At 47.6% G+C, this 14,460-nt stretch carries 12 protein-coding genes; 9 read left to right on the top strand and 3 right to left on the bottom strand.

Annotated elements, in window-relative coordinates; translation table 11 throughout:
- Positions 1-150 precede the first annotated feature (150 nt).
- From U2F10_RS09645 to arsH, 5 genes are all read left to right on the top strand, one after another.
- Positions 151-1,002: a sterol desaturase family protein gene (locus U2F10_RS09645; protein WP_163669514.1), complete on the top strand. Its 852-nt coding sequence runs from the start codon at positions 151-153 to the stop codon at positions 1,000-1,002.
- A 106-nt stretch (positions 1,003-1,108) separates the two neighbouring features.
- On the top strand, positions 1,109-2,356 hold the full coding sequence (locus U2F10_RS09640) for an adenylate/guanylate cyclase domain-containing protein (RefSeq protein ID WP_163669512.1): 1,248 nt from the start codon (positions 1,109-1,111) through the stop codon (positions 2,354-2,356).
- Positions 2,357-2,458: 102 nt separating this feature from the next.
- Positions 2,459-2,893, top strand: a complete 435-nt coding sequence (locus tag U2F10_RS09635) for an ArsR/SmtB family transcription factor (protein ID WP_250565145.1) — start codon at positions 2,459-2,461, stop codon at positions 2,891-2,893.
- A gap of 115 nt (positions 2,894-3,008) precedes the next feature.
- Entirely contained in the window at positions 3,009-4,049 is a 1,041-nt protein-coding gene (locus tag U2F10_RS09630; protein ID WP_499871861.1) for a permease, read from the top strand.
- A gap of 209 nt (positions 4,050-4,258) precedes the next feature.
- Positions 4,259-4,903, top strand: coding sequence for an arsenical resistance protein ArsH (gene arsH, locus U2F10_RS09625; RefSeq protein WP_163696130.1), 645 nt, complete (start codon positions 4,259-4,261; stop codon positions 4,901-4,903).
- A 126-nt stretch (positions 4,904-5,029) separates the two neighbouring features.
- Here the strand turns inward: arsH and U2F10_RS09620 are convergent, their stop codons facing one another.
- A complete protein-coding gene (locus U2F10_RS09620; RefSeq protein ID WP_163696132.1) occupies positions 5,030-5,206 on the bottom strand; it encodes a hypothetical protein in 177 nt (58 codons plus the stop codon).
- Positions 5,207-5,475: 269 nt separating this feature from the next.
- Between U2F10_RS09620 and U2F10_RS09615 the strand changes: the two genes are divergently transcribed.
- The 4 genes from U2F10_RS09615 to U2F10_RS09600 all read left to right on the top strand — a co-directional run bounded on the left by U2F10_RS09615 (position 5,476) and on the right by U2F10_RS09600 (position 11,937).
- Positions 5,476-8,097, top strand: a complete 2,622-nt coding sequence (locus tag U2F10_RS09615) for an NACHT domain-containing protein (RefSeq protein WP_499871860.1) — start codon at positions 5,476-5,478, stop codon at positions 8,095-8,097.
- Positions 8,098-8,174: 77 nt separating this feature from the next.
- Positions 8,175-9,017: a helix-turn-helix domain-containing protein gene (locus U2F10_RS09610; protein ID WP_163669424.1), complete on the top strand. Its 843-nt coding sequence runs from the start codon at positions 8,175-8,177 to the stop codon at positions 9,015-9,017.
- 41 nt (positions 9,018-9,058) lie between these two features.
- Positions 9,059-10,225: a benzoate/H(+) symporter BenE family transporter gene (locus tag U2F10_RS09605; RefSeq protein ID WP_499871859.1), complete on the top strand. Its 1,167-nt coding sequence runs from the start codon at positions 9,059-9,061 to the stop codon at positions 10,223-10,225.
- Positions 10,226-10,512: 287 nt separating this feature from the next.
- Positions 10,513-11,937: an ABC transporter substrate-binding protein gene (locus U2F10_RS09600; RefSeq protein WP_499871858.1), complete on the top strand. Its 1,425-nt coding sequence runs from the start codon at positions 10,513-10,515 to the stop codon at positions 11,935-11,937.
- 98 nt (positions 11,938-12,035) lie between these two features.
- Here U2F10_RS09600 and U2F10_RS09595 read toward each other — a convergent pair whose 3' ends face one another.
- Both U2F10_RS09595 and ctaD read right to left on the bottom strand, forming a co-directional pair.
- A complete protein-coding gene (locus U2F10_RS09595; RefSeq protein ID WP_163669430.1) occupies positions 12,036-12,650 on the bottom strand; it encodes a cytochrome c oxidase subunit 3 in 615 nt (204 codons plus the stop codon).
- An 81-nt stretch (positions 12,651-12,731) separates the two neighbouring features.
- The gene (gene ctaD, locus U2F10_RS09590; protein ID WP_163696143.1) at positions 12,732-14,423 is read right to left on the bottom strand and encodes a cytochrome c oxidase subunit I; all 1,692 of its coding nucleotides are present in this window, start codon (positions 14,421-14,423) and stop codon (positions 12,732-12,734) included.
- Positions 14,424-14,460 lie beyond the last annotated feature (37 nt).

Genomic DNA, 14,460 nt, shown 5'->3' with positions numbered 1-14,460 from the left:
TTAATTCAAAAAATAAATAATCATACAGGTTGCTGAACAAAGTGCCCCATCTATGTCAAGAGGAGACCTAGACAAAGTGCCCTATTTGTGTGACGAGGAGACCTAGACTAGATATAGATGGCCTGCTCCATACACTAGAGGACGTATAGAATGATGATCGGCGAGCTACAACTGTTGGAGTATGAGTTTACGATTCGGTGTGGCTTTTTCTTCGGCATACTTATGTTGATGCAACTATGGGAAGCCATGGCCCCTTGCCGGCATTCCTCATCTCCCAGGGTAATGCGATGGTTTAGCAATGTTGGATTATTGACCCTGGGTACGATTGTGTTACGAGCCATCTTTCCCTTGGCATCATTAGGTGTTGCTGCCATTGCTAAGGAACAGCAATGGGGAATATTTTACACGTTGCCTCTGACGCACTGGCAGACTGTAGTGCTATCTGTTATCTGTCTGGATTTCATTACCTACCTAAACCATGTCCTGTTTCACGCCTTGCCAGCACTGTGGCGATTCCATCGAGTGCACCATGCTGATCTCGACTTTGATGTGACGACAGGCCTAAGATTTCATCCCGTTGAAATCTTGCTATCAATGGCCAATAGAATGATTATCATTTTGTTGTTAGGGACACCCATCGTTGCTGTATTGATATTTGAAATCATTCTCAATGCAACATCAATGTTCAATCATGGCAACGTTCGTTTACCTGCCCCATTAGAGCGCTTACTACGGCTGTTTGTAATCACTCCAGACATGCATCGCATCCATCATTCTGCCATCACCAAAGAAACCAATAGCAATTTTGGCTTCAATATTCCCTGGTGGGACTACATCTTTGGAACCTATCGCAGACACCCCTTGGCTGGCCATCAAGAGATGGTCATTGGCCTTGTTGAACACCAGCAAGATTTACGGGTTGTGCAGTTGCATTGGATGCTGGTTTTTCCTTTTCTCAACCATTTATCAAAGACTGAAGAGCCAGTCCTTCGTACCCGCTAAGACATGGGCACGGGAGATATTGCAAAGATCCAAAAAATGGAGCGCTAAAATTAGTTAGATCCGTTGGGGTGCTGCTGAATACGTAGTTTTATAGGCAAAGGAATATATGACGAAGCCTAAAGAGGCCCGTTTTAGGCAACCTACAGTCCAGCCTATTCAGGCTGCTGTTCATCAAGTCATTGCCAAAGAATCCCTTAGCAACGAGCGTAAGGTTGCCTATGTCAAAGTAGTGGTGGTGCTAATTTCAAGCATTCTAGATGTGCTCGTTTTCTTTTTCCCACAGCGCATCATCGGTGAAGCCTCTGTTTCGCCTACCGTTGCTCTGATTTCTGTTAGTGCCTGCATCATATATAGCGGCTTTCTCCTGGCCCTATGTCAGCCGACTGCCTGGCGCTGGCTACCCAAGCTACAGATTGCCATTCCCCTGTTTGATGGCCTGTTACTCGCACTTTTCATTACCAATATTGCAAGTGTCTTAGGGGAAACTCAACCCAAAATTGTCACTAACGTTGCTGCATTTTGTTGTTTACTAGCGGTCTCTGGCGGTATTCGTATTCGCCGTCAGGCGTCAGCGATTACCACCGTTTTAGCCCTTGCCAACTTTACCTATGCTATTTTTCTGTTTCAGTTAAATCTAGCAATCGGTGTGTTTGCACTGTTTACCATTCTGGGTACCGGGCTCATGGGCATGCTCACCTCTGGCATTGTCCGCCGCCAAGGCAAAAATGAAGCGGGCCGTCTATTGATGCAGCAGTTTCTGCCAGCGAATGTTGTTGACGCGGCGTTTGAAACACCGACAGATCTGATAGAAGAGCCCATGACCTTTGATGTCACGGTTATGGTGACTGACCTACGCGGCTTTACTCACTATGCGGAAAAACTTGAACCCGCTGATGTATTTGAGTTTCTGAATCAGCTCCAGGGTCTTTTGTCCACCATCGTCAAACGCCATGATGGTTGGGTTACCACCTTTATGGGGGATGGTATGCTGGCCGTCTTTGGTGCGCCAAACGTGTTAGACAACCACGCAGACCATGCAGTACAGGCGGCCCAGGCAATTTTGTCAGAGGTCGAACAACTGAGCCCTTTGCCCATTGGCATTGGCTTACATTCAGGCTCCATCGTTGCCGGTTGCCTAGGCACCGATGGTCATCTGGAATTCTCTGTGATTGGAGATACGGTCAATGTTGCTTCTCGACTGGAATCCTTAACGAAGGAAGTGGACTCTTCTCTATTGATTAGCAAAACTACTCAGCAACGCCTCAAAAGCCTATCCCTTAAATCCCTAGGCCAATTGCCTATCCGGGGGCGTGATCAGCACATTGAAGTGTTTGTGCTGCCTTCAGGTGAATAGTTTGTTGACAATATTTACGATTGCTGGTCTGGAAGAAAAACCCGTCTAGTGCCATTGCTATTTGACGGTATCCCACAACTAACGTCATCTTGAGGATCAGCTATGCCCAATATTTTCTGGGCCCTTGACAAAAACGTGTATTTTGATGATCATCGAAATATGTCAGATAGCCAATCGCGTTCCGTCGAAGAAATAGCCGCTGCCTTTGCGGCCCTTGGACAGCCTTCACGACTTAATATCGTGCGGCTTCTTTTATCGGCCCATCCCCAAGGTTTACCTGCGGGCGAAATTCAACGGGAGCTAGGGATTACGGCTTCAACGCTGTCTCACCATTTAGATAAACTGCGTCAGGTTGGGCTGGTGCAGGCTGAGAAGGATCGCCAATGGATTTGGTATAGCGTCCAGTCTGATGCCCTTAAGTACCTGATTGATTTCCTTTTTGAGGAATGCTGTACCCGTAATCGAGTTGTTGATCCTGAAACCTTTGAACTAACTGACGTCGCTGAACCTTTGCCTTGTCCTGATCGTCCGGATTGATTTTTGGTGGGCGGTGCCCACCCATTGGTCGGGGCATTTCATGGAATGCCCCGACCAATGAAAAATTTTTGACCTTTATTTTGATGTTTTTCGAAATACCGAAGGACTGCCCGTCATGACTTCAACTGTCTTCAATCGCTTTAATCGCAGTGTTCAACAGCTAGATAAGGTTTTTATCACCATTGTCCTTATCTTTCTTGCCTTGGCTATCCTGGTGCCGCCTCAGTTTTCTGGTAGCTTAGGCTTCCTGGTCAGCAGCCTGGTGCAGGTGTCTCCCTTCTTGCTACTGTCTATCGGGATTGCGGCCTATGCCCAGGCCAGTGGTGCAGATAATCTGATTGCCAAGGCGTTTCAAGGACGTATCTCGGTAATGATTGTTGTGGCTTCCCTATTTGGAGCACTTTCGCCCTTTTGCTCCTGTGGTGTGATCCCACTAATTGCGGCGCTCCTCTCCGTGGGGGTGCCGGTTTCAGCGGTGATGGCTTTTTGGCTATCTTCCCCACTGATGGATCCGTCCATGTTTATCCTTACCGTGGGTACTCTGGGATTGCAATTCGCCATTGCTAAAACCCTAGCGACAATTGCCATTGGTCTGCTGGGCGGTTTCGGTACGCTAGCCTTGATGAACTCGGGCATATCGACTGTAGCCTTCAGAAATCCTTTGCGTGAGGGAGCCGGTAATGGTGGCTGTGGCGGTAGTCGCGTACGGAATCCTAAGCCGGTTGTGTGGAAATTTTGGCCTGAGGCGGAGCGCCGCCAGAAGTTTTGGCAGGGAGCACGTAACAATGGCTGGTTCCTGGGTAAATGGCTAGCGCTGGCATTTTTGCTGGAGAGTTTAATGCTGGTATATGTACCCAACGTCTGGATTCAGACGATTGCAGGAGATGGTAGTCTGTTGTCCGTGGTGGGTGCAGCTCTGGTGGGGATTCCCGCTTACCTGAATGGATATGCAGCGTTACCTCTAGTCGCAGGTTTAGTGAATCAAGGTATGGCACCGGGGGCTGGTATGGCATTTTTGCTGGCAGGTGGGGCCACTAGTATTCCAGCCATGATTGCAGTCTTTGCATTGGCTCGTCGCCCAGTGTTTTTGGCTTACTTAGGCTTTGCCTTTATCGGTTCGGTGACAGCGGGCTTAGCCTATAGTGTGATGTTTTAAGGAAGAGGTCGGGAGTCAGGAGATAGGGGAGAGAATTTTTCTGACTCCTGACTCCTGAAATCTGTCTCCTGAAACTTCTGACCACAGCTCGTTTACTCAGTATCTTTTACGTTATCCAACCATCCCCATGCATCATCGTCACTAGAGTAAACGGTTTTATTTCTCTACCCATTCACTTTCATTTTCTCCCTTTCCTTCTAATTTTACCCATGACATTTGACCACAAACCACGCATTCTTTTTCTTTACGGCTCTCTTCGTGAACGCTCTTACAGTCGTCTTCTAGCGGAAGAAGCTGCTCGTATTATTGAAGACTTTGGAGCTGAGGTAAAGTTTTTTGATCCTCGAGGATTACCCCTCCACGGTGCAGAACCGGATACTCATCCAAAAGTGAAAGAGTTGCGTGACCTCTCGCTATGGTCAGAAGGACAGGTATGGTCGAGCCCTGAGATGCACGGCAACATCTCAGGGCTAATGAAAACCCAAATTGATTGGATTCCCCTAAGCATGGGAGCCATTCGCCCTACCCAGGGCCGTACATTGGCTGTGATGCAGGTATCTGGCGGTTCCCAATCCTTTAATGCGATTAATACCATGCGAATTTTGGGACGCTGGATGCGGATGTTTACCATTCCGAACCAGTCCTCTGTGGCTAAAGCCTATCAAGAGTTTAATGAAGACGGCACCATGAAGCAGTCCGCCTACCGAGATCGAGTGGTAGATGTGATGGAAGAACTCTATCGGTTTACCCTGCTACTACGAGACAACGTAGATGAACTCACCGATCGCTACAGTGAACGTAAAGCAACTGCAGCGAAACAGCTAGAAGAAACGGCGAAAAACGCTCTGACCTGACCCATAGAGAGCCAATCCATAGGGACCCATGCCTATGGGGCCTGGGATACGGGTATGCATCCAAATCTTTTGCAGGGCGCACGGCTGTGCGCCCCTACGGAGATAACCTGATGTAATTTTGTTTTTTTAACTTTTATCCCTCTGATCGCGATTGTAGGTAACCACTTCGTGGAGGGTGACCCTACCATCTTCGTTTAGATCGGCAATGGGGTTGCCAAGACCTACCTGGGCAGCACTGGCCGCGCTAGCCACTGCCCCCATGGACATCAAAACTGTTAGTGTGGATAAGAAGAAGCGTTTCATTTCAAAAACCTCGATGCAATGCAAGGTGTTAACCAACGGGTTATCACCTCTGACAGTTTTTAAGATAGAAAGCTCGTCTGAGTCTCACCGCATACTTGGTTAAGATCCAGCTGAGAGTTAAATGAACAAAATTAATCTTCTTGAGAGAATGAATGATAGTCAATGTAGTACGGACCTGTGCAACGTAATCTATCGAAATCCGTAAATAGCCAGAATCTCAACGTATCCTACCTTTAGAGGCTAGTTATATATATTTCTTCCAATAACCCATGGCTCTGAAGCCAACATCCCGTAAAATTCTTTTTCTGGCGGCTAATCCTAAAGACACCAGTCGATTACGGCTAGATGAAGAAATTCGGGATATTCAAGAGGGGCTCAAACTATCAACAGGCAGGAATGCTTTTGAAGTTATTACTCAATGGGCCGTGCGTACCAAGGATTTGAGGCGAGCTTTACTGGAATATGCTCCACAAATCGTTCATTTTTCTGGCCATGGGGCAGGTGAATTGGGCCTCATTTTAGAAAATGAAATGGGGCAGGCAGAGCCTGTGGCAGCGACCGTGCTGGTTCAATTGTTTAAGCTTTGTCCGAGTGTAGAGTGTGTGGTGCTCAATGCCTGCTATTCCCAAGTACAGGCATTGGCCATTGCCCAGCATGTTCCCTATGTGATTGGCATGAATCAGGCCATTGGCGATGTTATTGCCATTCAGTTTGCGGTGGGATTTTATGATGCCCTGGGCTATGGTCGCTCCCTGGCAGAAGCCTATGAGTTTGGCATGGCGGCGATTGCCGTTGAGCCCATTGTGATTTATCGAGATGTATCTATCCATGCAGAATCTGCAGGGGTAGCCGAGCCTGTAGCTCCCGTCTTGATTCAGTTGAAACGGGCACCGAGTTTACCCCTGAGGCAGCCCTCAACAGCACTTTCAAAAAAAGCATATCGCGATCGCAACGCCCTGCTCAATAAAGTCAAAAGCTATTGGATCAAAGGTGTCTTAGAGCATTCGCTTCACCATCAGGTGCTGATTAATTTAGGACTAGAGGAACGAATAGATCTGGCCGATCCATTTAACATTGCCCTTGGGATAGTAGAAAACACCCAACATACTTTGCCTGCCAATAGCGAGATTATTAATATCTTCGATGATCTGGGTATTGGCTGTAACTTACTTATTTTGGGAGAGCCAGGTTCAGGAAAAACAATTACTCTGTTGCAATTGGCCCGAGATTTGTTGATCCGTGCAGAGCAGGATACAAGTTATCCTATGCCAGTGGTTTTTAACTTATCCTCTTGGGATGGTAAACAACCTATTTCAGCCTGGCTAGTTTCAGAATTAAACTTGAAATATCAGATCCCAAGGGTAATTAGTCAACCCTGGTTGGAAAACCAAGAAATCCTAATATTGCTGGATGGCCTTGATGAAGTACGAGCTCCCCTACGAAATGACTGTGTTGCTGCAATAAATCAGTTTCAACAAAAACAGGGTACTGAAACAATTATCTGTAGTCGCATAAAAGACTACAAAGCCCTTTCTCAACGTCTGATAGTACAGCAGGCTATTTATATACAGCCATTACAACCCAATCAAATTGATCGTTATCTCAATCAACTGCATGTTGACCTCACCGGGTTACGCCAGCTTTTGATAACAGATAGTGCTTTACAGGAACTGGCTAAATCTCCACTGATGTTAAATATTTTAATTTTGGCCTATGAAGGTATCAGTGTAGAAGACTTTCCTCAAATGGATGTAGAAACCTATCATCAAGAGATATTTAACACCTACATCGATCGGATGTTAAAACGACGTAAAAGCGATATTCCTTATTCACCAACGCAAACGTTACGCTGGTTAAGTTGGTTAGCCCAACAACTGGTGAATTCATCCCAAACCATTTTCTTGATTGAATGGCTTGATCGTAGTTGGCTTAGAACAAATTCTCAGCTATGGCTGTACGTTATTCTCAGTTCACTTCTTACTGGGCTAATGTATGGTTGTATTTTCTCTGTTAGTACTGAGCATAATTATCGTGGTTTGTCGGTGGGGCTTTTGATTTGGGTGCTCTACAGTATTCCTAATCTAATTATGGAACGAACCATGATTATGATTGAACGGAGGCAACCCAGTCCTAATCAGATGTTTTTACAACGCTTGACCGACTGTCTCTGGACAGGATTTTTAGGAGGGGCAATATTTGGAATGTATGCTGGCCTCTTGGGAACACCTGAAATAGGTATTGTTATTGGGATATTAACAGCATTAGTCATAGGAGGGCTTGACTGGTACATTGGAGGCACTTTAAGCATAAGTATCCTCAAGCCTATCGAGTCTTTCAAATGGTCTTGGATAAGTATTAGACGATATTTACTTGTTGGCGTTATTAGTGCTGCACCATTTAGTTTGTTAATTGGTTTCATCAATAGCCTAGAACATAGTGTGCTAGAAGGATTACTCTTTGGGGCATTAGAAGGATCCGTGTTTGGCTTGTTGGTGGGGCTCCGCACGGGGACTGAAATTGAAACCCTTACCATACCAAATCAAGGAATTTGGCGCTCTATCAAAACATCCGTAACTATAGCCCTTCTCATCTCAATTTGTTATGCCCTTGGTATTTATCTAATCAATAATGTTAGTAGTGAAATTGTTACTTCTCCACATCGAGGCGTATTTTTCGGGCTATGGATGGGGGCGTTAATGGGTGGCACTGCTTGTATTGTGCATTTCAGTCTACGAGTGGTGTGCTTTCTGTATAACCGTATGCCCTGGAATTATACGCATTTTCTTGATCATGCCGCTGAGTTAGCATTCTTGCAGAAAGTAGGCAGTGGTTATATTTTTATCCATCGATCATTAATGGAACATTTTGCCCAATTAAAGTCTTCTTCTTAACCGCTGGAGGTTAGCTATGGTAGCCATTCAACAGTCAGCTCAACAAAAGTTTGTTCCCGTTGCTCAGGTTTCGGAAAATGAGCACACAAACTGACTCAGCACGTCTTTGGAAAACAGACCTGCCAGGTGTTGAGCTGTTTGAAGCCCAACTTCACCAGCATCGATTTGGTAAACATTTTCATGAGGCCTACACCATTGGCTTTAATGAAAGTGGTCAAGGCTGCTGCCTACACCATGGTGAAAATCGTATTCTGGGTTCTGGTAGTTTTAATTTGATTAATCCAGGTGATATTCACACAGGGCAGGTTGCTTCAACGGAAGGCTGGGGTTTTCGCAATATCTATGTGGAGTTTTCGCAAATCGAACAGCTCTTAACCCAGTTGGACTGGCCAGGACATGACATCCCTTACTTCAAAGCACCGATCGTCAAAGCGCCCTCTGTACAGCCCATTTTTTATGAGCTGTTTCACTGTTTAAAAACACCAAGTTCTCAGCTCAAACAACAGTCTCTGCTACTAGAACTGTTGTCAAAACTCTTCCAGCTCAATGCAGAAAATTCATTTATTGTTAGGCCTGTCCGACCAGAATCAACAGCGGTTGCCCATGTGCGCACCTACCTTGAAGCTCACTATGCCGACAATGTCTCCCTGGATGAACTATCTCAGTTGGTGAACCTGAGTTCCTATTACTTGATTCGTTGTTTTCGTCAGCAGGTGGGTTGTGCGCCCCATCAGTATCAGCGTCACTGGCGACTGATTCAGGCAAAGCGAGCGCTACGGAATGGCGGATCGCTGACTGAGATCGCAACAAATCACGGTTTCTATGACCAGAGCCACCTCAACCGCGCCTTTAAGAAAACCTACGGTGTCACCCCTGGTCAATATAAAAAGGGCAATTCCGTCCAATACGGTTGGGGGTAGTCATTTTTAACCTGGAAGCCAGTCGTGCATCTAGGGATATCATGACCTTCTTCAAAGATTTCTCACTATCTGCGGTGATTTCAGGCTTTGTTAGCATCCTGGTGGGCTTTACGAGTGCCGCCGTGATCGTTTTCCAAGCTGCACAGACGTTAGGGGCAAACCCCACCGAAATCGGCTCCTGGCTGTGGGCCTTGGGCTGGGGCATGGGGTTGACTGGCATTATTCTCTCCCTGCGCTATCGTGCCCCCATCGTGATGGCCTGGTCTACACCGGGTGCGGCCATGCTGGTGACCACCACCGCCGATGTCACCCTGGCAGAAGCTACGGGAGCCTTTATTATCTCCGCTGGGCTGATTGCTCTATTTGGCTTTACTGGCTGGTTTGAGCGGCTGATGGATCGCCTGCCCCTGTCCCTGGCGTCAGCCATGTTAGCGGGAGTGCTTTTGCAGTTTGGCCTGAATGTTTTTACCGCGATGCAAACCCAGTTTTTAATGGTGTTTGCCATGTTTATCGCTTATCTGATCATGCGGCGCTATAGTCCGCGCTACGCTGTGATTGCTGCTTTGATTTTAGGGATCTTGCTGGCGGGTGCTCAAGGATTATTGCAACTGGAGACTGTGCAGCTACAGTGGGCTCGACCGGTTTTTATTGCACCTAAATTTTCGATTAACGCCCTGGTTGGCATTGCCCTGCCCCTATTTATTGTCACCATGGCTTCACAGAATGTGCCGGGCGTGGCCACGATTCGGGCTTTTGGCTATCAGGTGCCCACGTCTCCCCTGATTAGCTGGAGTGGGATGGCGTCATTAATACTGGCCCCCTTTGGTGCTTTTGCCATTAACCTGGCGGCCATTACGGCGGCCATTTCCATGGGGCGAGAGGCCCATGAAGACCCGGATAAACGCTACGTTGCGGCGGTGACTGTTGGGGTGCTTTATATTTTGATAGGTCTATTTGGGGCCACAGTGGTGGGTATTTTTTCAGCGCTGCCTGGCGAGCTGGTAGTTGCGATCGCAGGGCTGGCCCTCCTTGGGACCATCGGTAAAGGATTAGTCAGCGCCTTAACCCAGGAAAAAGAACGCGAACCCGCCCTGGTAACCTTCCTGGTTACGGCATCAGGCCTCAGCCTCTTTGGCATCGGTTCCGCATTCTGGGGGATATTAGCTGGCGGCTTAGCCACACTGATTGTTCGGTTCAATACACCGTGAGGCTTGACGTCATCAGCTATGCCCCTGGGAGACCATGCTATCAATATGCCTGAATAACACGAGATGACCGGTATTCATGAAAAGGAGGTGTTACTTGTTATTACCTATCTCAACTTTCTAATGGTTCTAGGTGTTTCGGTAATTTGCCCATATGAATAAACTGTATGGTGTGTTAAAAACGCAAAACTTTTCGTGTATGTTGCCTTGTATTGACCTTGTTTATGAGTTAATTCATCTGCAAAAAAATAGTTGAACATTCATGACTATCTATCCCCACTTATATTGCTATGACACCCGACGGTGGAGGTGATTTCCGGAAAACGGAAACAGGCCAGGATCTATTTAGTATCAAGGTATTTTTAGTGGCAACGGGTATCCTGGGTGCTGCTTTCTTAGGACTTACGTGGATCAGTCGCGGTGAATTAGGTCTAAGCGATGGCACTGCGCAGACGCCGTCTGAAGAAGCCCAGCTTGAGCCAGCTGAGTCAGACGCGTCGGAAGAGCTTGCCAGCCAGCTGAGTCAAGGTGAGCAAATTTTGCTGGCCACGTCGGCGCTGCCCATTAAGCAGGAAGGGGCGGCAGCCATCGCTTCTGGAGACTACGGTGCTGCCGTTACGGCCTTTGAACGTGCACGTAGAGCAGATGTTTCTGACCCGGAAACATTGGTTTACCTGAACAATGCTCGCATTGGTGAGCAAGAGGCCTATGGTTTAGCTATTGTTGTCCCACTTAAGTCAGATCCCACAACAGCTTCAAGCCTGTTGCGGGGGGTGGCCCAGGCTCAGACAGAAATCAATCAGGCCGGTGGCATTCAAGGGAAATCGCTGCGGATTTTCTTGGCTGATGATCAAGAAGATGTTGCGATCGCTCAGCAAATTGCCACTGATCTCAGCGAATTCCCCGATATTGTGGGTGTGCTTGGTCACAATACGACAGAAACTGCCAATGCTACATCGGAGATTTACACGGCCAGTGCTCTGCCCTTTGTCTCCACCAGTGCAGGTGCCAGCCCGGCCATTAAGCAACTACTGGCCAACGATTTGCCCATTGCAGATGCCTTAGCGTTTTACATGGCAAGGCTAAACCACCGCACTGCCATTCTTTTCTACGATGGCAATAGTGACTCCAGCCTTGCCTTTAAATCTAATTTTGAAAAGGCTCTTCAGGCTAATCAAGGCACGATGACAGCTGAGGTGAACCTGGCTGAATTATCCGCTAGTCCCCCCACTGAAACACCAACGGCAGAAATCTTTGTTCTATCACCAGGAGATAGTCCCCTCAAAACTGCAACGGAATCCATTGAAATTATCCCTAATGATCAGGTTGACCATTTTTATCGTCACGTTTTTGGCGGACATGAGCTCTTTAGCCCAGAGGTCTTAAATCTATTTGGGTCAATGGCTACCGGGACTATTTTGGCGGTGCCAGAGGCCCTTTATCAAAGTGCTGCATCTCCCTTTAACGAGCCAACCCAAGACCTTTGGGAAAAATCAACAGATTGGAGCACCTCTGCCAGCTACAATCTGATTCAGGCAGTGATTACGGGGCTTAAGCAGTCGCCCACACGGCAAGGCGTTCAACAGGCCATCGATAGTAATACCAATGATGCTGTGCGTTTACTTAGGGTTAGCATCAATCCCGATACTAGAACGGGGTATGAACTCCTTTCCCTTGGGGTCATGACCAAGGACGGGTTTCAGCCAGAAGGGTAGTTAACACAATCGGCTTTACAGCAAATCCCTGATGGATAGGCTATCTACCAGGGATTTGCTGTGAATTCTAAAAATTTAGCTAGCGCCACAGGTTTTAGCTAGCGCCACAGGTATAGCAGGGCAAACAAGATAATCCAAATGACATCAACAAAGTGCCAGTAAAGTTCTGTCGCCTCGATGCCAAAGTGATTTTCATAGGAGTAGTGGGCCGCCTTTCGAGAACGGAATAATACCGCCAACATCATCAGTAAGCCAAACAATACGTGCAAACCGTGAAACCCAGTCAATACATAGAAGGTACTGGCAAAAATATTGGTCGTTAGTCCAAACTCTAGATGGGTGTACTCATAGATTTGTCCACCCAGGAAGACGGCTCCCATTAAAGCCGTGATCGCAAACCACTTACGCATGGCACTGACATTGTTTTGCTTAATGGCTGTGTCAGCGTTGTGAATCACAAAACTACTGGAAATCAAAATGATGGTGTTGATCCCCGGTAGTAGTAGCTCTAAACCTTCGGTTCCTTCTGGGGGCCAGGCTGGAGCCATCAACCGAAAGCTGAGGTAAGCGATAAACAGACCGAGAAAGATCATGCTCTCGGCACAGAGGAAGACAAGCACACCGAACATTCGTAAATCGGGATGTTCGTCATGGGCGTGATCACTATGGTCGACGACAACAGTATCGGCTTGGTTAACAGCTGAGCTTTGCATAGGAGGAGAGTAACAAAGAAGAATCCATCTAAACTAAATCTTTTCTAAAATCATCCCCTCCTGGGAGGGGAAAGTTATCCATTAGTGCGCATGGGCCACTGCCGCTGCGATCGCTTCTTCGTAAATGTCAGGATCGTCTTTCACCGGAATGTAACCCAGACCATAGTCATAGGGACCGGTTTTGAGTTCAGGTACCCCTTCAAAGTTTTCATGGGCCGGAGGTGATAGTGTTTGCCACTCTAACGTCAGTGCCCGCCAAGGGTTGGTCGGCGCTTTTTCACCCCAGTGCCAGCTCCAGATAGCATTGATGATAAAGGGCACCGTAGATACTGCCATCAGGTAGGCACCAATAGTGGCCAACACATTCAGGTCTGTAAACTCGGGATCATACAGGGCGACACGTCGGTTCATGCCCTGTAGCCCCAGCTGGTGCATGGGCATAAAGGTGAGGTTCATGCCGACAAAGGTCAGGATAAAGTGCACCTTGCCCCAAAATTCATTCAACATCCGCCCAGTCATCTTGGGGAACCAATGGTATAGGGCCATGTAGATACCAAAGATGGATGCCCCAAACAGAACGTAGTGGAAGTGTGCTACGACGAAGTAGGTGTCATGAACGTGAATATCAAAAGGCACCGCCGCCAGCATTACACCGCTAATACCGCCAATCACAAAGATGGCAATAAAGCCAATGGCAAACAGCATGGCACTGGTATAGGCAATCTTGCCTCGCCACAGTGTGGCAGTCCAACCAAAGACCTTAATACCCGTTGGCACCGCAATGGCCATGGTGGTGATCATAAAGAACATGCGCAACCAGGGTGGAGTACCGCTGGTGAACATGTGGTGGGCCCACACAATCAGACCCAAGAAGCTAATCACCAAACTGGAATAGGCAATGGCACGATAGCCAAAGATGGGCTTACGCGCATGGACTGGTAGCACATCGGAAATTGCTCCAAACAGAGGTAGTACAAAGATGTATACCGCTGGGTGGGAGTAGAACCAGAACATGTGCTGATAAACAACGGGATCGCCCCCGCCTGTGGGGTTAAAGAATGCGGTCCCAGCCACCAGGTCAAACATAAGCAGAATCAATGCGCCTGCCAAAACCGGTGTACTGATCAAAATCAGCAAGGACGTAGCGATCATGGCCCAGCAAAACAACGGCATTTTGAGCAGCGGCATACTGGGCACTCGCATTTTCAAAATGGTGACCAGGAAGTTGAGAGCACCCAAAATCGATGCGGTTCCACCGATGAGGATACTCATAATCCATATGCCCTGGCCCAACATGCCATTGGAGAGACTCAGTGGGGGATAAGATGTCCAGCCAGCCTGGGCCGGTTCGAAAAAGAAACTGGCCACTAACATGATGCCGGAGGGGGGGATCAGCCAAAATGCGATCGCATTAATTCGGGGAAAGGCCATGTCTTTGGCCCCGATCATCAACGGAATCAAATAGTTAGCAAGTCCGGCTCCCGCTGGCACAATCCACAAAAACAACATAATGGTGCCGTGGAGCGTCAGCACCCCGTTATAGGTCTCAGGAGTAATAAAATCCGGGGCCGGTGTGGCCAACTCCGTACGAATCACCGTCGCCAGCGCTCCACCGATCAGGTAAAACACAAAAGACGTCACCAAATACTGAATACCAATGACCTTGTGATCGGTACTAAAGGTAAAAAAGTGAGTCCACTTACGCTCATTACCCAAAGGTTGTTGAGGAGACGGTGAGGGATCAGGTGTTTTTACAGCCTCTGCTTGTGCCATGTGAATCGTCAAGGAAGAATTGGAAAAAGAAAAGGAA

It is taken from the genome of Leptothoe sp. EHU-05/26/07-4, from assembly GCF_043421015.1.
Lineage (GTDB): Bacteria > Cyanobacteriota > Cyanobacteriia > Phormidesmidales > Phormidesmidaceae > Leptothoe > Leptothoe turfae.
This window is presented reverse-complemented; position numbering and strand designations above follow the sequence as displayed.